Source organism: Actinomadura montaniterrae, from assembly GCF_008923365.1.
In the GTDB taxonomy this organism is placed as follows: domain Bacteria; phylum Actinomycetota; class Actinomycetes; order Streptosporangiales; family Streptosporangiaceae; genus Spirillospora; species Spirillospora montaniterrae.
The window spans coordinates 1-18265 of record NZ_WBMR01000060.1 but is presented as its reverse complement, the minus strand read 5'-3'; the positions used below and the strand labels follow the sequence as shown (position 1 = coordinate 18265).

The window sequence follows — 18265 nt, the reverse complement described above, 5'->3', positions numbered from 1 at the left end:
CGGGCTGTCAAGGAAGGAGATCGATGAGTCGGCGCGATGAGGTGCTGCAGGCGGCGATCGACCTTCTCGACGACGTCGGGCTCGACGGCCTCACCATGCGCACCCTGGCCGATCGCCTCGGCGTGCGCGCCAGCGCCCTGTACCGGCACTACCCGAGCAAGCAGGCCCTGCTGGACGCCATGGTCGCCCACCTGGTCGCCGTCCACCTCGATGCCGCGCAGGACGAGCCGTTCACCGCGCCAGGCGCGCCCTGGCAGGAGCGGCTGCGCGGACTGGCCCGAGCGACCCGCGCGACCATGCTCGCCCACCGCGACGGCGCCCGCCTGATCGCCACCGTCGCCGACCCCGGCGAACAGGCCACCGCCGCATTCGGCGACCTCATCACCGCCCTGACCGCCGCCGGAGCCCCCACCGAGACGGCCATGCACGCCGTCGACACCGTCCTGGCCTACGTCAACGGCTTCACCATCGAGGAGCAGGCCCGCAAGGCCGGCTCCCCTCAATGGCCCCGCACCCGCCGCGACCTCGCATTCAACGCCGGCCTCGACCTGTTCGTCACGGGAATCCAGTCCTCGATCCCCACCACCTGAGCAGTCACCGGCGCGCCGTGCGGGCCGCCGCCGGACGCGGAAGCCGATCACCGCCACCCACGTCCACAGGGATGGCGGGTCGGTACCGATGGGCTGGTCTGAAACCTTGAGGTGCAGGCATGGCCGCGATCCTCCGAAGGCGTCTCAGGGCCGACCCGCAGAGCGGCATTTTCGCCAGTTCGTTGAGACCAGGTCGGTCGCGCTGATGCGCCTGGCGTACCTGCTCACCGGGGGCGATCAGCACGCGGCCGAGGGCGTCCTGCAGATCGCGCTCGCCAAGACGGCCGGGCGCTGGAGCGACATTGACAACCCGAAGGCGTACGTACGGCGCGTGATGTACCACCAGGAGGTCAGCACCTAGCGGCTCAGTGGCGCCGACGCGAGACCGCGGTGGCCTCGCTTCCCGAGAAGGGCGCGAACGACGACATGTCGACGGTCGACCTGAAGCTCACCGTACGGCGTACCCTGGCCCGCATCGCACCCCGGCAGCGGATGATGCTGGGCCTGCGCTTCATGGAAGACCTGCCGGAAGCGGAGGTGGCACGAACCCCCGGCTGCAGTGGCGGCACGTTGCGCAGCACGACGCACCGCTCGCTCGCCTGGCTGCGGCGCTTGGCACCCGAACTCAACGAACCCGACGTGGCCGAGGCGGCCCCGTGATGAAGCCCGAGATGATCACCAGGGTGCCTGCGAGGAACGGGCGGCGGCGGCGCGGGTCTCCGCCGACCTGGCCGACCGGGCGCTGTGGGCACGCCCCAGTCCGCGCTCGTTGCCTTCGGCTGCGGCTCGGCGCAATCCCGGCCTGAGCGCGCGTTCGATCCGGTCACGACACGAGCGGGTGACGTAGCAGGCGAACGAAAGTCCCGCTTAGAAGCGTCGGGTGCTCCGGTCTGGCAGGGACTGGTAGTTCCGGAGCTACCGGGCTGTGGTTCCGGGACGATGTGGGCATGTCTGCGGATAGCTTGATCTTTGGCGCGTTGAAGTCAGTTGGGGTGGTGCAGCGGGACGGCTTCACCATGCCTGCCTTCGATCCGGAGACCGGTCGGCCGACGGGGTCGGTCGGTGTCCATGAGGTCGCGGCCGAGTTGATCGAGTGGCTGGATCTGTGTCGCGCGCACGGTACGACCGACTGCGCCGAGTGCGCCCCGAAAGATACCGACGACGGATCGTGAGCGAGAGTGATCGGCGTGCGGCGCGGCGGTTGGCTGGGCGGGCACATGAGGTCGATCGGGTGTCGGGGCGTGAGCCGTTGCGGGAGGCTGCTGAGGGTTGGCAGCCGAGATACAGCGAAATCCGGCAATAGCGATCTTGAAAGACACTAGGGCTGCTGTCGTGAGCTGCGGCGTGGCGGCGGCCGACGACGTATGCCCGGTCACCGGCCGCGGCGCCCAGCAGCCGCTCTACCCGAATGTGCGGGTTCGACCGGTCCCGTGTCGGGCGGGCTTGCAACCGGTCAGCCGCCGCGGCGGATGGGCCGCAGGAGCTTCTGACGCTGCAGGCACCGTGCAACTACCGACGTTTTCCGTCGCCAACGGCGCGCTGACTGCCATCTGTAGCGGCAGAGCGAACACATGGGTGGTGGCGCCCCGGGGCGCTTTCCACTCGTCGTCGGTCTGGAGGTCGGCGGAAGGTTCGGCGATTTCGGTGGCCGGAGTGTCTTAGTCCGTGCGGCCGGGGTGCCGAGACGGTATTTCATCGACAGTGGGGCGGGTGTCTTGTGGATGAGGCGGCTTTCGTCAGTGTCGGTGCGTGGAGCCGAGTACATCCGCGACGGCGGCCAGCAGCGCGGCCCCCACGAGGGCGACCGAGGCGAACACGCCTCGGCCTGCGGCGAGGGAGAAATCGCGGTGGGATGTGGCGAGCGCACCGAGGAACGTCGATGCGACGACCGCAAGGCCGAACGCCGAGCCGAGCCGCTGTCCGGTCTGCAGGACCGCTGCCGTGGTGCCGCCCTGGGCCGGTGGGACGTGCTGGAGGGCGAGGGTCAGGTTCGGCCCGATGACCATTCCGCTGCCGACGCCGGCGATGAGGAGCGGTCCGGCGAGAACCGCCCACGTCCAAGTCCCGCCGTCGAGGCGGATCAGCAGGCCGACGGCCGTCAGGGCGAGCACCACGGTGAGGGTGCCGGCGACGACCAGCGGACGGCCGAAGCGGTACGTCACACGGCCGCTGAGCGCGGCGCTGGCCGACGATCCGATCGAGAATGGTGCTCCGGCCGCACCCGCGGCGAGTGCGGAGTACCCCAGGCCCTGTTGGAAGTACAGCGACAGCACGAACACCAGGCCGGTGTAGCCGGCGAAGTAGACGACCCCGATGATGGCCCCGATCGCGTAAGGCCGATGGTGCAGCAGGTGCAGGTCGACCAACGGCGTGCCTTTCCTGCGGCCGTAGTCCCGTTCCCAGGCGACGAAGCATGCCAGCAGGACGACGCCGAGCCCGACCCGCGTCCACGGCACCGACCGTCCTGCCCCTTCGGCCTGGATCAGCGGCAGGATGACCGCGGTGATCCCAGCGCCGAGCAGGACGACTCCGACCAGGTCGAGCCGGGCTCCGCGCTCACGCCCACGATCGCGGGGAAGGAGCCGGACCCCGAGAGCGAACGTCACCACGCCGATCGGCAGGTTCACGAAGAAGACCCAGCGCCAGCCACCCGCCGAGCCGGCGATCTGGATCAGCGAACCGCCGATCAGCGGGCCGACCGCGGTCGCAGCGGCGACCATCGAGCCGTAGAACCCGGCGGCGGTGCCGCGTTCGCGCCCTCGGAACAGCTGCTGCATCAACCCGATGATCTGGGGGGTCAGCAACCCGCCCGCAGCGCCCTGGCCTAGCCGGGCCCCCACGAGCCAGCCTCCCGACGCTGACAGTCCGCACACCGCACTGACCAGCGTGAACGCGGCCAGGCCGAGCAGGAACACGCGGCGCCGCCCGAAACCGTCACCGAGTCTGCCCGCAGGAACCAGGGCCAAGCCGAACGCCAGCGTGTAGCCGGCGACCACCCACGACAGCTGCGCCGGCGAGGTCCGCAATCCGGCCTGCACCGACGGTAGCGCGACGTTCACCACGCTGACATCGAGCAGCGTCATGAACCCGGCCATCAGACAGACCGCGAACGCCCGCCATCGTCTCGGGTCAGCCTCCGGGGCGGGCGCTGCTGCTTGCACCAGATCTCCTCCGTCGCACCTCGCCGAACACATGTACGGTCCAGTGCAGCGGTGCCCGAGCGCGGCCATCAATCAGCGAATCCACCGTGGAACAATCACCGATGGGAATCAGTGGAGGTCACGAATGGAGGTCCGCCAGCTTCGCTACTTCGTCGCCGTCGCCGAGATCGGCCACTTCGGCAGGGCCGCGGAGTCGCTGCACATCGTCCAGCCGGCCGTGAGCAAGCAGATCGCCGCCCTCGAACGCGAACTGGGACTCGCCCTGTTCGACCGCTCGCGCCGCCAGATCAGGCTCACCGCCGACGGCGAGGCTTTCCTACCCCACGCCCGCCGCGCGCTCCGAGGCGTCGACCGCGCCGCGAAGGCAGCCGCCGACTTGGCCGCCGGCGGCACCGGCACCCTGCGCGTCGGCAGCGCACGCGGACTCGGCAGGCGCCTGGAGGACATCCTCGCCGCTTTCCGCACCGCCCGCCCCGACGTCACGATCGAACTGACGACCATGCCGTCGGTGCCGGCCAAACTCGCCGCGGTCGCCTCCGAGGACCTGGACGCCGCGTTCGTCTCGGCCCCGCCGCGCGGCACCTCCGGTGTGGCCACCCACCACCTGTGGGACGAGCCGCTCCTGCTCGCCGTCCCCGCGCAGCGAGCGGCCACCGCCGCCGATCTCGCGACCCTGGTCGACCTGCCCCTCGCCCTCGCCCCGCGCGAGGAGGACCCCGGCACCCACGACCTGATCACCGGCGCCTGCCAGGCCGCCGGTTTCACACCCACCCCCGGCCCCACCCTCACCCACGCCCAGGACATCCTCGCCGGCCCCATCGCCGCAGGTCACTGCTGGGCGCTGCTCCCCACCAGCGCCGTTCGCACGGACTCGGCGGCGGTCTCCTTCATCGAGCCGACCCCGCCGATCCTCGTGCCCACAGCACTGGCAGTCCCCCATCCCGCCCGGCGCGCACTGGCAACAGACCTGCTCACCGCCGCCAAGACGTCCGTTGGCAACGACCAGGGCTCTTGCCGAAGTCCGGTGCATGACGGTGTGTGACGGTGCGTGTTGATCGTTGAGCAGTGCGATCTCTGGTGGAGGGTTACAGACCAACGAAAGCAGAGCCACCGGAGACCTCGTGACCGTCCGAGCCGACGGACATCTCGGGAACGTTTATGGGGCGTGGCGAGTTCCGAGGTCCCGCCGGTGTCCCAGTTGTGGTTGTGGGCCTCGAGCAGCAGGATCTCGCCTTGGGGTGTGGCCGTCGGTGGTGATGGCCATTTGCACGCGGCTCCCTTCGGCGCGGAAGTTGCGAGCGGTGTCGAGGTAGGTGCGGGCGGTGGCTCGTCGAGCAACTCGGCCGTGGCGGGCACGTCGGTGTCGGTCCATTTCCTCAGGGTCAGTCCGAGCCCGATGATGGCGATGTCGTCGCTGGGGATGGCTGTGCCCGAGGAGTGCTCGTTCACCGGTCCGGTCCTTTCGGGCTCGGGCGGGCAGGGGGAACAGAGGCGATCAAGGCAAGCAGGGCAGGGCAAAGGGGCTGGGCGTGGGCGGACAGCGCGGCGTCAGGCCCCTTCGGCGAGAAGCCGCAGCCCGTTAAAGCCGACGATGATGGTGGAGCCTTCGTGTCCGGCGACGCCGGGGCAGCGGCAGGATGCCGGCGAGTGACGAACGCAGCGGCGATGGCCAGGTTCCGCACCACAAGCCGCCAGGCCCGCCGCGAGAGGTTGATAACGGCGAGGACGGCGGCCAGTTCGTCGCGGGCGATGACGGCGTCGGCGGTCTCCAGCGCGAGGCCGGGCCCGGCGCGGCCCATCGCGATGCCTGTGTGCGTGGCGGCCAGCGCGGGCGCGTCGTTGACGCCGTCAGCGACGACCAGCCCCGTGCGGCCCTGCTCCTGCAATTCGAGGACGGCGGTGACCTTGTCGTGCGGGAGCGGTCCCACGCGGACGTCGCCGATGTCGGTTTCGGCGGCCAAGTGACGCGGCGGCGCGCGGGTTGTCGCCGTTGACCAGAATTGGGCTGGTGCCGGTGAGATCGGTCAGCGCGGTGACGGTGGTCGTGGCGTCCGGCCGGAGCCGGTCGATGATCCTGGGCACCCCGGCCGGGGTGCCGTCGAGTTCGACCAGCACCGCGGTGTGTCCCTACTCCTCCAGTTGCGCGGTGACCACGGTCGCGGGGTGCCCGCCGGCCTGCAGCCGGGCGGGGCTGCCCACTACGACCAGGCGGCCATCGATGGTAGCGGTGAAGCCGGTGCCGGGGGTGGAGGCGAAGTCGACCGCGACGGGGACCTCCAGGCCGCGGGCGCGCGGCGTCGACGATGGCGCGGACGAGGGGGGCTCGCTGGGATGCTCAGCTCCCGCCGCCAGCCCTAGTAGCTCCTCCTCGATCAGGCCCGTCGCCGCCAGCGGGCGGATTTCGCTGGCCTGCGGAACGCCCTGGGTGAGGATGCCGGTCTCGTCGAGGGCGACTTGGTCGACCTGCCCAACCTCGGCCTGGTGACCAGCACCCGCCAGGGCCGCTCAGTGCTGTACACGCTGTACGACGACCACGTCGCCGAACTCCTCGACCAGGATCCCTACCACATGGAACACCTCGACATGGGCCTCGGTGACGCCGTCCCCGAGGTCGCAGCGGCAGTCTCCGAGGTCGAGCCCATCACAGAGCCCATCAGCGCGGCCGTGAACGAGTGACCCCTCGCGAGCGATGGACGGGCCTTGGGGAGACCCCCATTCGGATCTACGAGGCGACCCACGATCTTCAATAGCCTTCTTGGGCTCAAATGATCAGTCATACGAAAAGTTGATCTTGTGGTGATGGGGGGTCGTGTGCGGGACCACGGGTTCTCGCCAACTCAGCAGGATGAGATCTGGCAGCGATGGCGCGCAGGTGAGTCGTTCAACTCGATGGGACGCGCGCTGGGCCCGGCCGGCCCCCGACGCAGTCGGTGAGGCCGGCGCGGCTTGGGCGACTTCTTCGGGATCCCCGAAGCGGCACCCCGATTGGCTCCCGAATCTACGAAGAGGTCAGCGGGAAACCGCCGGAATCAACGACGAAACGTGCCCTGACCTGCGGAAACTTGAGGTGGGCGATACTGGGTTCGAACCAGTGACCTCTTCGGTGTGAACGAAGCGCTCTCCCACTGAGCTAATCGCCCCGGCGGAACGGGTTGTGGGGTGTTCCGACGTCGGAAACTCTAGCGCATGTCGGGGGGTGCTCGCTCCTCGAGCGGCGCGGTCAGCGGGCGTGGGCGGGGGTGGTGTCGCGGCCGCCGGGGTGGCGGTGGCGCCAGATGAGGAAGACGGCGGTGGCGGCGAGGGACCAGGCGGCCAGGACGATGAACGGCAGGACGTGCTGGTGGGCGTGGAAGTAGATGGCGGTGTGCTGGGCGTTCACGGACGCGCCGGGCGGGAGCCAGCGGCCGATCACGCCGAGCGGGGACGGCAGGAGGGGCCAGGAGACGGCGCCTCCGGACGACGGGTTGCCGATCAGGACCATCAGGCCCCAGGTGGGGATCATGGCCCAGCGGCCGACGAGGGTGTTGAACATCGTGAAGACCATGCCGCTGGTGAACATGGTGAGCGCGCAGATGCCCCAGGATTCGCGGAAGGGCAGGTCGAGGACGCCGAGGAGCCAGTCGACGACGGCGCAGATCGCGAAGCCGCCGAGGACGGCGTAGGCGGCGATGAAGCAGATGCGCTCGCCGGCGTTGAGGGCGCGGGCGTGCACGCTGAGCTGGATCGCGCCGACGAAACCGATGATCACCGAGGCGAGGGAGATGTAGAAGATCGCCAGGCCCTGGGGGTCGGTGGGCTGGAGCGGCTTGATGTCGAGGACGGTGAGGGGCACGCCGGTCTTCTTGCCGGCGATCGGGGCGGCCTGGGCGAGGAGGCGGGAGACGGACGCGCCGGCGGCGGCCGCGACGTCCAGCTGGGCGCGGTCGCCCTGGAGGACGAGGATGGCGAACTCGCGCTGCTCCTCGACGGCGGCGCGGGCGGAGGCGTAGGCGGCGTAGTGGCGGACGGACAGGGAGGTGTCGAGGCCGGCGTCGAGGGCCTGGACGAGGTGGGCGGACTCCCCGTGGCCGGTGACGGCCACGGGGATGTGGCGGGGCGCGGGGTTGGCCATCGCGTAGCAGTAGGAGCCGGCGAACAGGCCCGCGGCGGCGGCGAGGATGAACAGCAGGACGACGGCGGGGAGGAACGGGGACTCCCGGAAGGCCGTCCAGTGCTCGCGGGCCGTCCGGTGACGGGCGTGATCCATGGGATCACGCTAGGTGATCGATGATCAGTTCCAGAAGGTGAGGTCCTCGACGTTCCACGGCAGGGCGAAGCCGTAGGCGGCGAGGTAGCCGACGACGAGGGCGCCGGCGAGGACGCCTCCGGTGGCGCCGAGGACGGTGTTGCGGCGGCGCTTGCGGGGGTCGAGGGCCTTCTCCTTGGCGCGTTCGGCGGCGGCCTTGGCGCGGTGGAGGGCGGTCTGGGCCCAGGCGAACTCGGTGGCGAGGATGGCCAGGCCGAGGATGATCCCGACGATGCCGGGCCCCGGGGTGACCATCATGACGAGGCCGCCGGCGAGGACGGTCGCGCCGACGGCGAAGACGCCCGCGCGCCATGCGGTGTTGAGGATCGGGTTGCGCCGGATGGACTCGCGGAAGCGCTTCACGGGGCCGGGTTCGCCCGGTGGAGCATCCTTTTCGTCATTAATTGTCACAGTTTTACCCTTGGCCGGGAGATCGCCGCCTCACCCTGCGAGCCTACCCGCCCCGAGCGGGCCGCCGACAGAAGTCGATCTTCTGGCGAAGATCCGCTTTTGCGCAGGTCAGAAGGCGGTTTTGCGAGAGTGAGATGGATCACAATGGCCGGGGGGCTTGGAATGTCGGACCGCGCCGCGGCAGTTAGGCGTCATAGATCGGGGGGACATCCGAGTGAGGGAGAAGCACTCACCGGAGCACCCCGCGAGCCAGCGGGACCGACGTAAGAGGGAATGGCCATGAACAGCAGTACCACAGTCTCAGCGGAGCTGGGCCTTCGTCTCGTCGTCCCCGACCGCACGAGCGTCCCCCTGCTCGCCGGGCTGGAGTACGCGGCCGACGACCCGTACGCGATCCGGATGGCGTTCTACGTGGGCGACGACGAGCCGGTGGAGTGGATCTTCGCACGGGAGCTGCTCACCGTGGGGATCGTGCGCAAGGTCGGGGACGGGGACGTCGAGGTCTGGCCGGCCCGGGACGACGGCACGCTGAACATCGCGTTGTCGTCGCCGTTCGGCAACGCCCTGTTCGAGGTGCCGCTCCCGCCCCTGGCCGACTTCCTGCACCGCACCTACCAGGCCGTCCCGGCCGGTGAGGAGAGCGAGTTCATCGACATCGACGACGAGCTGGAGAACCTGCTCTGGCCGTCGTGATCACTCGCTCAGCCGGGCCATGTGGCGCATCTTGTTCATCGCGTCCAGGGCGGCGACCTTGTAGGACTCGGCCAGGGTCGGGTAGTTGAACACCGCGTTGACCAGGTAGTCGACGGTGCCGCCCAGGCCCATGACCGTCTGCCCGATGTGCACCAGTTCGGTGGCCCCGGTGCCGAAGACGTGGACGCCGAGGAGCCTGCGGTCGTCCGGGGAGACCAGCAGCTTCAGCATCCCGTAGGAGTCCCCGATGATCTGGCCGCGGGCCAGCTCCCGGTAGCGCGACACGCCGACCTCGAACGGCACCTTGGCCTCGGTCAGGGCGTCCTCGGTCCGGCCGACGAAGCTGATCTCCGGGATGGTGTAGATCCCGATCGGCTGCAGGTCGATGATGTCGGACACCGGCTCGCCGCACGCGTGGTGGGCCGCGAGGCGCCCCTGCTCCATCGAGGTGGCGGCCAGGGACGGGAAGCCGATCACGTCGCCGACCGCGTAGATGTGCGGGACCTCCGTGCGGTAGTGCTCGTCCACCTTGATCCGGCCGCGGTGGTCGGCGGCGAGCCCGGCGGCCTCCAGCTGCAGGTCGTCGGTCATGCCCTGGCGCCCGGCGGAGTACATCACGGTGTCGGCGGGGATGCGCTTGCCGCTCTCCAGGACGGTGATCGCGCCGCGCGCCATCCGCTCCACGGACGCGACGGTCTCGCCGAACCGGAAGGTGACCGCGAGGTCGCGCAGGTGGTACTTGAGGGCCTCGACGATCTCCAGGTCGCAGAACTCGAGCATCCGGTCGCGCCGCTCGACCACGGTGACCTTGGTGCCGAGCGCGGCGAACATCGAGGCGTACTCGATGCCGATCACCCCGGCGCCGACCACGACCATCGTCTCGGGGACGTGGTCCAGGTTGATGATGCCGTCCGAGTCGATGATCGTCTTCTCGTCGAACGCGACGCTCTCCGGGCGCGCCGGGCGGGTGCCGGTCGCGATCACGATCCTGTCGGCGGTGACCTTCTGCTCCCGCCCGCCCGGCTCGCGCCCGCCGGAGACCGCGACGGCGTTCGGCTCGACGAACCGGCCGGTGCCGGGCAGCACGGTGACGTGGTTGCGGGCCAGCTGGCTGCGGATCACGTCGATCTCGCGGCCGATGACGTGCTGGGTCCGCATGCCGAGGTCGGCGACCGTGATGTCGTCCTTGACCCGGTAGCTCTGGCCGTACAGCTCGCGCTGGTTGAGGCCGGTGAGGTAGAGGACGGCCTCGCGGAGGGTCTTGGACGGGATCGTCCCGGTGTTGATGCAGACCCCGCCGAGCATCTCGCGGCGATCGACGACGGCCACCTTCCGGCCGAGTTTGGCGGCGGCGATGGCCGCGCGCTGCCCGCCGGGCCCCGAACCGAGGACGAGGAGATCGAAGTCATTCACGTCCCCAGTCTGACCGGGGCGCGCGCCAGGCATAAGGGTTTCCCGCGGACGAATCATGATCTTCACGGCCTACCCTGGCCGTCGAGCGGGCACAGACCGGTCAGGAGCCGGGGGCAGGGGTAGGTCATGAGGATGCGGATGCTGGGAATCGACATCGGCGGGTCGGGGATCAAGGGCGCGCCGGTCGACCTGTCCACCGGGGAGTTCACCGCGGACCGGTACCGGGTCGCGACGCCGCAGCCGTCCAGGCCGGACGCGGTCGCGAAGGTGCTCGCGGAGGTGGTGGAGCACTTCGGGTGGGACGGCCCGGTCGGCGTCACCTACCCGGGCGTGGTGATCGACGGGGTGACGCTGTCGGCGGCGAACGTGTCCGAGCACTGGGTGGGGCTGGACGCGGCGGCGCTGATCGCGGACGCGACCGGGCGGGAGATCACCCTGCTCAACGACGCGGACGCGGCCGGGGTGGCGGAGATGCGGCTCGGCGCGGGCCGCGGCCGCAAGGGGACGGTGGTGGTGCTGACGCTCGGGACGGGCATCGGCAGCGCCCTGTTCACCGACGGGGTGCTGGTGCCGAACACCGAGTTCGGGCACATCGAGATCCGCGGGAAGGACGCCGAGGTGCGGGCGTCGGCGAAGGCCCGCGAGGAGCACGACCTCGGCTGGGAGCGGTGGGCGAAGCGGCTGAGCGAGTACATGGCGCGCCTGGAGGCGCTGATCTCGCCGTCGCTGATCATCGTGGGCGGCGGGGTGAGCAAGAAGGCGGACCGGTTCGTCCCGCTGATCGAGGGCGTGCGGGCGCCGATCGTCCCGGCGCGGCTGGTGAACAACGCCGGGATCGTGGGCGCGGCGATGGCGGCGGCCGCCGCGCACCCGGCCCCCCGCTGAGTCGCGGCGGGTCGTCGTCATGGCGGCCGCCATGACGACGACTCAGCGCGGGCGGAGGCGGACGGTGGCGATCTCCCAGGGGCGCAGCGCGAGGGTCGCGGTGCCGTCGTGCACGTCGAGCGGCAGGCCGGGGCGTCCGCGCAGGTCGGCGCGGGTGGCTTCGGTGAACGTCCCGCGCAGCACCGCGGTGGTGGGCTCCGCCGTCTCGGCGACCATCCGGGCCTCCAGCCAGCCGTCGCCGCGGGGGCGCAGGGAGGTCATGGCGACGCCGGGGCCGGTGATCGCGATGCCGTCCCGGGAGGGCGGGGCGGGCGCGTCCGCCGGGCCGTAGCCGGCGGCGGCGAGCAGGTCGTGGCGGTAGCGTTCGGCGGCCGCGACGACGTCGTCGCCGGGCCGATCGCCGTCGTAGGGCATGATCGCCAGCCCGACCGTCCGCTCGCCGCGGGACTGGGCGCCCGGCGTCGGCAGCTGCGGGCCGGCGGGCTGGTCGCGGTAGGCGTTGCGGTCGCGGGACAGGTAGCCGATCGAACGCATCAGCGTGAGCGCCATCTCGCGCCCGCCGCCGGTGACCTCGTACTCGGTGACGTGCTCCAGCAGGACGGCCAGGCCGCCCGCGGCGGCGAAACCGTTCGCGGGGTAGGTCGGCAGCGGCCGTTCCCCGAACCCGCCCTCGGCGGTCAGCCCGCGCTCGACGATGGCGAACTGCCCTTCGGCGAACGACGACTCCGCCTGCCGGGGCAGCGGAGTGTGGAGCCGGACGCGGTGGTCCGCGCACCGGTTGTCGAAGGTGACGCGCAGCCGCAGGAACAGCTCGCCGGCGCGCAGCTCGGCGCGGGTGACGACGGTGACGTCCTCCTCCGCCGCGGACCGGGCGTCGGCGGCGACGTCTCCGGACGCGGGCCAGCGGTACGTCCGGACGATGTCGAGCGCGGCGGCGAGCGGCCCGTCCCAGACCGGCTCCACCCGCACCGACACCGGGTCGCCGACGAGGCGGTCGGCGGCGGGCGGGGCGTAATTGTAGGAGTCGCCGAGGTCTCCGCCGTCCACGATCCGGCCGATGCCCTCGACCACGACGCCGCCGGGCGTGCGCAGCCCGACCGTGCCGTCGTCGCGGACCTCGGCGCGCAGCAGCCCGTTGTCCAGGGCGTTCCCGTCAGCGGAGACCGGGGCGTCCGGGGACGCGATGGGCCCGCCGGGGCGGACGGTCACGAGCCCCAGCGGCGGCGCCTCGACGAGCGCGGCGACCGTCCGGCGCGGGTCCGCCAGGATCCGGACCCGCCACTCGCCGTCGGCGCCGTCCAGCGCCGCCCGCACGTCGCCGATGTCGAACGGGGTGGCCGCGCGGGCCGTGACGTGGAAGGTGAGCGTCCGGTCGTCCCGCGACACCGACCAGTCGCGGATCTCCTGCCCGAACAGCACCCGCCCGTACACGCGTTCCAGCAGGACGGGCAGGGCGGACGCGGGGTGGACGGCGTCGTCCAGCACGGTCGGCGCCGTCTCCAGGACCTGGACGGGCACCGGGCGTCCGTCGCCCGTCTCCAGCCCGGCCTCGCCGTCGTCGGGGACGTCGAGGAACACCAGCCCGGTCCGGACGTCCGGGGTCGGGTTGAAGACCAGGTGCGCGCCGAGCGGGACGGCCGCGGCACGCTCGGCGGTGACGAGGTCGCAGACCGCCCGCCCGAGCTGCTCGGCCTCCGCCATCCGGGCGGCGACCTGCTCGGCGGTCTCGTCGCTGCCGCAGCCGGTGACCGAGTCGTGGCAGCTGACCTCGATGAGCCGCCGCCACGCCAGGTCCAGGAACCGCTGCGCGTCGTCCGCGTACCAGAGCGCGGCGAGCGGTTCGGCGTACCGTTCGACGAGCCGCTCGGCGCGTCCCATCAGCTGCTTCAGCCGGGGCCGCACCGAGATCACGCCGGGCAGGATGTTGGCGCGGGCGTGCGAGCGCAGCTCCCCGCGCACGCGCGGCAGGCCGTCGGTGGACGGGTCCTGCGCGGCGAAATACCCGGCGAGGGTGTCCAGCCGCATCTCGACGCCGGCGCCGCCGACACGGTCGGCGAGGTCGGCGGCGGGCGCGGTGTGGTCGGCGCCGTACATCGCCAGCAGCGGCCCGTCGTCGGGGTACCAGCGGCCCATCGCCTCGGCGAACCCGGCGGCGCGGCCGGGCAGCAGCGACGCGCCGTCCGCGAAGTCCTCGAACATCGACGCGGCGTTGCCGTAGCCGCCCTCGGGCAGGTACTGGGTGCGGATCGCGGTGCCGTCCGGCGCCTCCCACGCGAACGACCTGGTCCGGACGCGGTCGGGGACGCCGCGCCACACGCACGCGTGCTCGATCCCCGCGAGCCGGAGGATCTGCGGCGTCTGCGCGCAATGTCCGAACTGGTCGGGCAGGTAGCCGACCATCATCGCCGCGCCGAGCTCCTCGGCGCGGCGCATGCCGAGCTCCAGGTTCCGGACGATGTTCTCCCCCGAGCAGAGGAACTCGTCGTGCAGGATCTGCCACGGCCCGACGGCGAGGCGCCCGTCCCGGACCAGCGCGGCGACGCGCTCGCGCCGCTCGGGGCGGATCTCCAGGTAGTCGTCGACGGCGGCCATCTGGCCGTCGAGGGTGAAGCGCCAGCGCGGATCGGCCTCCATCCGGTCGACGACGCCGTCCATCAGCGACACCAGCCGCAGCCGGAACCGCTGGAACGGCAGGTACCACTCGCGGTCCCAGTGGGTGTGGGGGACGACGACGATCTCAGGGGCGTCCATCCGCGCACCGTCGGTCAGCCGCACAGTGCGATCACCTCGTTCTCATGCGATTCCAGGCGGTGCATCCCCGGTCCCTCGGCCGGGATCCGGACCTTGTCGCCCCGGACGGCGACGCGCCGCCCGTCCGGCCGGCACAGGACGGTGCCGTCGGCGTCCAGCGCGATCAGCTCGTCCTCGACGCGCAGCAGGACCGGCGCGTCCGGGCCCGCGGAGATCGCCACCCGCCCGGCGGCGAGCGCGTCGAGGACCCGGTCCTCCTCGGCGAGCGCCCAGGTGACGGGCTCGCCGAGGTTCTTGAACTGCTCAGGGTCGTGGAAGTCGCTGCCGCCGAGCGGGACGACCCCCGTCGGCCGCCACACGTCCGCCCAGGCCAGCGGGGCGCCCCAGCGCCGGTCCCACCAGGACGGGTGCCAGATCTCGGCGAACCGCGGCCGGGACTCGGGCGGCAGCGGGCGGCGCCACGCGCAGTCGCCGCTGAGCGGATGGTTGATCGACATCAGGCCGCCGCGCGCGTCCGCGAACGCGGCCCAGTCGGCGCTCGGGCGGCGGAAGTCGACCCAGCCGGTGTCGCCGAACACGTTGGCGTGCCCGAGGTCGGTGGTGACCTCCTGGCCGGGCAGCAGCAGGACGCCCGCGTGCGCGCCGGCGGCGGGCAGCTCGGGGTGGTGGCTGACGGTGTTGTGGTCGGTCACCGCGAGGTAGTCCAGACCGCGCGACGCGGCGAGGCAGGCCAGCTCGTGGACGGTGAGCGTGCCGTCGCTGTGCACGGTGTGCGAGTGCAGGTCTCCCGCGAGCCACCGCATTCCGGACGGCGCGGGCAGGTCGCGGCGCGGCGGGCGCTCGGGACGGGGCGGCGGCGCCGGCGCTTCCGGACGCGGCGGCAGCGACGAGGATGTGGTCACCGTGACCTCGTACGGGACGCCGTCGGGCGGGATCCGGTGCAGGCCGAGCCAGACGTGCCAGGTGCCCGGTTCCAGCTCGCCCGGCAGGTAGCCGGGCGTCGCCCAGTCCGCGGCGACCGTGTAGGCGCGGCGGGCGCCGCCGGACCAGCCGCGGAACCCGCCGGGCCCGCCGCAGCCGAGGTCGATGACGCCGCCGTCGAACGACAGCTCCACCGTGACCGCGGCCGTCCCGGCCGGGACGTCGAACGGCAGTTCCCGCAGCCCCTGCTCGAGGCGGTCTTCCAGGGTCCATCTCCCCCGATGAACGGTCATCCGTTCTCCTTCCCGGTCGGGGCCATCCTCGGTTCCGGCACATCGGACTCGCGGGGCGCGGTCACCAGCTCGCCGTCCCGGTACAGCAGGACGCGGCCGGGCCGGGGCAGCGCCCAGCCCTCGTCGCCGGGCGCGGGCTCGCGCCCCTCCCCCACGACGACATGCACCGGTTCGCCCTCCACGTCCAGCGTCACCAGGGCGCTGCCGCCCAGGTGCTCGACCACCGACACCCGCCCGGCGAACGCGCCGTCGGCGGGCCGGTCGGTGTAGTCGAGGTACTCGGGTCGTACCCCGCAGACGATCTCCTCCCCCGCCGTGAGCGCGCGCGCTTCGTCCGGCAGGGGCAGGAGGGCGCCGGCCGCGACGACGTGCTCCCCCTCGACGCGGCCGGGCAGCAGGTTCATGGGCGTGGAGCCGATGAACGACGCGACGAACAGGTTCGCGGGGCGCCGGAACACCTCGGTGGGCGTGCCGAGCTGCCGGATCCGGCCCTTCTCCATGACCGCGATCCGGTCGGCGAGCGCGAGCGCCTCCGCCTGGTCGTGGGTGACGAACACGGTGGTCACGGCCAGTTCCTTCTGCAGCCGCTTGAGGAACGTGCGGGCCTCCAGGCGCAGCCGCGCGTCGAGGTTGGACAGCGGCTCGTCCAGCAGGAAGATCCGCGGTTCGGCGACGAGCGCGCGGGCCAGCGCGACGCGCTGCTGCTGGCCGCCCGAGAGCTCGCCGGGGCGCCGCTTCCCGAGCCCCTCCAGGCCCAGGTAGTCGGCGGCCTCGGCGGCGCGCGCGTGCCGGTCGCCCCTGCCCCGCTTCTTGATCTTCAGCGGGTAGGCGATGTTGTCCAGGACGCTCATGTGCGGGAAGAGCGCGTAGTCCTGGAACACCATGCCGACGTCGCGGCGGCCCGGCGGCAGGCGGGTGACGTCGGCGCCGCCGAGCGCGACCGTCCCGGACGTCGCCGACTCCAGCCCGGCGACGGTCCGCAGCAGCGTGGTCTTGCCGCAGCCGGACGGGCCGAGCAGCGCGAAGAACTCGCCGTCCGCCACGTCGAGGTCGAGCGCGTCCAGGGCCCGCACGCCGCCCGGATAGACCTTGGTCAGCTCCCGAATGGTGATGGCCGCCATCAGCGCTTGATCCCTCCGTGGAAGCGGAACCCGTACCGGCGGCTCACGAACAGATACATGACCACGACCGGCAGGGAGTACAGCAGCGAGAACGTGGAGATCAGGGGCAGGTCGGGCTGGCCGCCCTCGGTGTAGAACGTGTACATGATCACGGACGCGGGCGCCTTGTCCGGGTTGCGCAGCAGCAGGAACGGCATCAGGAAGTCGCCCCACACCTGCGCGACCGTCCACACCCCGACCGTGGCGAGGCCGGGGCGGATCACCGGGACGACCACGTGCCGCAGGATCTGCAGCGGCGACGCGCCGAACACCCGCGCGGCCTCCTCGTAGGATGTCGGCGTCGCGTCGGTGAAGTCCTTGAGCAGGAAGATCGCGGCCGGAAGCAGCCCGCCGGTCAGCACCAGGACCACGCCGAGGCGCGAGTCGATCAGGTGCAGGTTGAAGGCCAGCAGGAAGATCGGCACCATCGCCGCCGTCCCGGTGATGATGGACGACAGCAGGAGCAGGACGTACAGCAGCGCGTCCCGTCCCGGCACCCGGACGCGGCTCAGCGCGTACGCCGCGAGCGCCGCGCACACGACCACGAGCAGCGCCGTCGCGGCGGCGAGCAGCACCGAGTTGCGCATCGACTCCAGCGCGTACGGGTTGTCCATCAGGATCTTGAAGTTGTGCAGGGTGAAGTCGGGCAGGGACGCCGCGATGCCGGGATTCGCGTCGAACGGCGTGAACGCGAGCCACAGCAGCGGCAGCGCGAAGAACCCGAGGACGGCCGACACGAACGTGGCCAGGCCGATCCTGCGCAGCGTCTCGCGGACGACCGTGTTCACGCCGCCACCGCCTCTCGCGGCTCGCGCCGGCCCCGCTCCCGGCGCCCCCGCTCGCGCAGCGCGCGCAGGTAGACCAGGGCGATCACGAGGTTGATCAGGATCATGATCAGCGAGATGGCGGCGCCGAAGCCGAGCCGGCCGTCGCCGAGCGCGGTCCGGTACACGTACACCGACATGATCTCCGACCGCCGGTCCGGCCCGCCGGCCGTGATGAGGAACGGGGTGAAGTCGTTGAACGTCCACAGGCTGATCAGCAGCAGGCTCGTCAGCACGTGCCCGCGGATGCGCGGCAGCACCGCGTCCCGCAGCGTCTGGAGCGTGGACGCGCCGGCCAGCCTGGCGGTCTCCAGATGCGACGGTGGAACGTTCCCGAGCGCGGCCCCGTACAGCATCATCGAGAACGCGGTGCCGTGCCAGACGTTGAACACGATCACGCACGCCATCGGATGGTCGATCAGCCACGCCGTGCCGGGCGTGCCGAGCAGCGCGTTCAGCGTGCCGCCGTCGCGGTCCAGCAGCGCGATCCACAGGAAGGCGATCACCGACCCCGGCAGGATCCACGCCAGCAGCACCAGCGCCTCCACGACCCGCCGGACGAGGCCCTTCCGGTCGCGCATCACCCACGCGATCGCGAACCCGAGCAGGGTCTGCCCGATCACCGCCGAGCCGAGCACGAACTGCAGCGTCAGCCACAGCGAATGGTGGAAGTCGCCGTCGCCGAGCACGTCGCCGTAGTTGCGCACGCCGACGAACTTCGGCTCGCTGGCGGCGATCCCGGTCAGCCGGTAGTCGGTCGTGCCGAGGTAGAGCGTCCAGAGCGCCGGGAAGACGAGGAACACCGCGATGAGGACCAGCGCGGGCGCGACGAACGCCGCCGCGCGCCCGCGTCCGAGCCCCGCCGCGTCCCCGCCGGC

Annotated in this window: 18 protein-coding genes and 1 tRNA gene; 8 read left to right on the top strand and 11 right to left on the bottom strand. The window is 71.7% G+C overall.

Translation table 11 applies throughout. The features are described 5' to 3' along the window. Nucleotides 1-23 precede the first annotated feature (23 nt). The 4 genes from F9B16_RS21210 to F9B16_RS21200 all read left to right on the top strand — a co-directional run bounded on the left by F9B16_RS21210 (nt 24) and on the right by F9B16_RS21200 (nt 1762). Nucleotides 24-590, top strand: coding sequence for a TetR/AcrR family transcriptional regulator C-terminal domain-containing protein (locus F9B16_RS21210; protein ID WP_151541848.1), 567 nt, complete (start codon nt 24-26; stop codon nt 588-590). A gap of 205 nt (nt 591-795) precedes the next feature. Beyond that, nucleotides 796-951, top strand: coding sequence for a SigE family RNA polymerase sigma factor (locus F9B16_RS53900; RefSeq protein WP_318839250.1), 156 nt, complete (start codon nt 796-798; stop codon nt 949-951). A 29-nt stretch (nt 952-980) separates the two neighbouring features. After that, nucleotides 981-1250, top strand: a complete 270-nt coding sequence (locus tag F9B16_RS53895) for a sigma factor-like helix-turn-helix DNA-binding protein (RefSeq protein WP_318839249.1) — start codon at nt 981-983, stop codon at nt 1248-1250. A gap of 287 nt (nt 1251-1537) precedes the next feature. Continuing rightward, complete coding sequence (locus tag F9B16_RS21200; RefSeq protein ID WP_151541847.1) at nt 1538-1762, top strand: hypothetical protein; 225 nt, start codon at nt 1538-1540, stop codon at nt 1760-1762. A 564-nt stretch (nt 1763-2326) separates the two neighbouring features. On the opposite strand, the gene F9B16_RS21195 is transcribed toward F9B16_RS21200, so the two are convergent. After that, the gene (locus F9B16_RS21195) at nt 2327-3784 is read right to left on the bottom strand and encodes an MFS transporter (RefSeq protein WP_151541846.1); all 1458 of its coding nucleotides are present in this window, start codon (nt 3782-3784) and stop codon (nt 2327-2329) included. Nucleotides 3785-3875: 91 nt separating this feature from the next. On the opposite strand from F9B16_RS21195, the gene F9B16_RS21190 reads away from it, so the two are divergent. Continuing rightward, on the top strand, nt 3876-4793 hold the full coding sequence (locus tag F9B16_RS21190; RefSeq protein WP_192808913.1) for a LysR family transcriptional regulator: 918 nt from the start codon (nt 3876-3878) through the stop codon (nt 4791-4793). Nucleotides 4794-5196: 403 nt separating this feature from the next. Here the strand turns inward: F9B16_RS21190 and F9B16_RS51015 are convergent, their stop codons facing one another. Continuing rightward, nucleotides 5197-5712, bottom strand: a complete 516-nt coding sequence (locus tag F9B16_RS51015) for a hypothetical protein (protein WP_192808912.1) — start codon at nt 5710-5712, stop codon at nt 5197-5199. Nucleotides 5713-6205: 493 nt separating this feature from the next. On the opposite strand from F9B16_RS51015, the gene F9B16_RS53890 reads away from it, so the two are divergent. Then, nucleotides 6206-6427, top strand: coding sequence for a helix-turn-helix domain-containing protein (locus F9B16_RS53890; RefSeq protein ID WP_318839248.1), 222 nt, complete (start codon nt 6206-6208; stop codon nt 6425-6427). Nucleotides 6428-6819: 392 nt separating this feature from the next. On the opposite strand, the gene F9B16_RS21175 is transcribed toward F9B16_RS53890, so the two are convergent. The 3 genes from F9B16_RS21175 to F9B16_RS21165 form a co-directional block, all read right to left on the bottom strand. Continuing rightward, nucleotides 6820-6891: transfer RNA gene (locus F9B16_RS21175), tRNA-Val, on the bottom strand. An 80-nt stretch (nt 6892-6971) separates the two neighbouring features. Then, nucleotides 6972-7997 carry an ABC-2 transporter permease gene (locus tag F9B16_RS21170; protein WP_151541844.1) on the bottom strand — a complete coding sequence of 342 codons (1026 nt, stop codon included), beginning with the start codon at nt 7995-7997 and terminating at the stop codon, nt 6972-6974. 24 nt (nt 7998-8021) lie between these two features. Beyond that, complete coding sequence (locus F9B16_RS21165) at nt 8022-8399, bottom strand: PGPGW domain-containing protein (RefSeq protein WP_225991816.1); 378 nt, start codon at nt 8397-8399, stop codon at nt 8022-8024. A gap of 327 nt (nt 8400-8726) precedes the next feature. On the opposite strand from F9B16_RS21165, the gene F9B16_RS21160 reads away from it, so the two are divergent. Further along, nucleotides 8727-9140 carry an SsgA family sporulation/cell division regulator gene (locus F9B16_RS21160; protein ID WP_151541842.1) on the top strand — a complete coding sequence of 138 codons (414 nt, stop codon included), beginning with the start codon at nt 8727-8729 and terminating at the stop codon, nt 9138-9140. Here the strand turns inward: F9B16_RS21160 and sthA are convergent, their stop codons facing one another. Further along, the gene (sthA, locus tag F9B16_RS21155) at nt 9141-10553 is read right to left on the bottom strand and encodes a Si-specific NAD(P)(+) transhydrogenase (RefSeq protein WP_151541841.1); all 1413 of its coding nucleotides are present in this window, start codon (nt 10551-10553) and stop codon (nt 9141-9143) included. It abuts the gene before it with no gap. Nucleotides 10554-10685: 132 nt separating this feature from the next. Here sthA and ppgK point away from each other — a divergent pair, with 132 nt between their 5' ends. Then, nucleotides 10686-11438: a polyphosphate--glucose phosphotransferase gene (ppgK, locus tag F9B16_RS21150; protein WP_151541840.1), complete on the top strand. Its 753-nt coding sequence runs from the start codon at nt 10686-10688 to the stop codon at nt 11436-11438. Nucleotides 11439-11480: 42 nt separating this feature from the next. Here ppgK and F9B16_RS21145 read toward each other — a convergent pair whose 3' ends face one another. From F9B16_RS21145 to F9B16_RS21125, 5 genes are all read right to left on the bottom strand, one after another. Then, nucleotides 11481-14189, bottom strand: a complete 2709-nt coding sequence (locus tag F9B16_RS21145; RefSeq protein ID WP_151541839.1) for a glycoside hydrolase family 38 N-terminal domain-containing protein — start codon at nt 14187-14189, stop codon at nt 11481-11483. Nucleotides 14190-14203: 14 nt separating this feature from the next. After that, nucleotides 14204-15403 carry a CehA/McbA family metallohydrolase gene (locus tag F9B16_RS21140; RefSeq protein WP_151541838.1) on the bottom strand — a complete coding sequence of 400 codons (1200 nt, stop codon included), beginning with the start codon at nt 15401-15403 and terminating at the stop codon, nt 14204-14206. After that, the gene (locus F9B16_RS21135) at nt 15400-16524 is read right to left on the bottom strand and encodes an ABC transporter ATP-binding protein (protein WP_151541837.1); all 1125 of its coding nucleotides are present in this window, start codon (nt 16522-16524) and stop codon (nt 15400-15402) included. The genes F9B16_RS21140 and F9B16_RS21135 overlap by 4 nt, the downstream gene beginning before the upstream one ends. After that, entirely contained in the window at nt 16524-17351 is an 828-nt protein-coding gene (locus F9B16_RS21130; RefSeq protein ID WP_151541836.1) for a carbohydrate ABC transporter permease, read from the bottom strand. The genes F9B16_RS21135 and F9B16_RS21130 overlap by 1 nt, the downstream gene beginning before the upstream one ends. Further along, nucleotides 17348-18265: carbohydrate ABC transporter permease (locus F9B16_RS21125; protein WP_225991815.1), on the bottom strand; the 918-nt coding region annotated here is incomplete at its 5' end. The genes F9B16_RS21130 and F9B16_RS21125, both read right to left, overlap by 4 nt.

Coding starts and splice junctions, on each gene's coding strand:
- F9B16_RS21160 (WP_151541842.1), top strand. CDS start 8,727: ATGAACAGCAGTACCACAGTCTCAGCGGAGCTGGGCCTTCGTCTCGTC.
- F9B16_RS21210 (WP_151541848.1), top strand. CDS start 24: ATGAGTCGGCGCGATGAGGTGCTGCAGGCGGCGATCGACCTTCTCGAC.
- ppgK (WP_151541840.1), top strand. CDS start 10,686: ATGCGGATGCTGGGAATCGACATCGGCGGGTCGGGGATCAAGGGCGCG.
- F9B16_RS21190 (WP_192808913.1), top strand. CDS start 3,876: ATGGAGGTCCGCCAGCTTCGCTACTTCGTCGCCGTCGCCGAGATCGGC.
- F9B16_RS21200 (WP_151541847.1), top strand. CDS start 1,538: ATGTCTGCGGATAGCTTGATCTTTGGCGCGTTGAAGTCAGTTGGGGTG.
- F9B16_RS21195 (WP_151541846.1), bottom strand. CDS start 3,784: ATGTGTTCGGCGAGGTGCGACGGAGGAGATCTGGTGCAAGCAGCAGCG.
- F9B16_RS21135 (WP_151541837.1), bottom strand. CDS start 16,524: ATGGCGGCCATCACCATTCGGGAGCTGACCAAGGTCTATCCGGGCGGC.
- F9B16_RS21170 (WP_151541844.1), bottom strand. CDS start 7,997: ATGGATCACGCCCGTCACCGGACGGCCCGCGAGCACTGGACGGCCTTC.
- F9B16_RS21145 (WP_151541839.1), bottom strand. CDS start 14,189: ATGGACGCCCCTGAGATCGTCGTCGTCCCCCACACCCACTGGGACCGC.
- F9B16_RS21140 (WP_151541838.1), bottom strand. CDS start 15,403: ATGACCGTTCATCGGGGGAGATGGACCCTGGAAGACCGCCTCGAGCAG.
- F9B16_RS53900 (WP_318839250.1), top strand. CDS start 796: ATGCGCCTGGCGTACCTGCTCACCGGGGGCGATCAGCACGCGGCCGAG.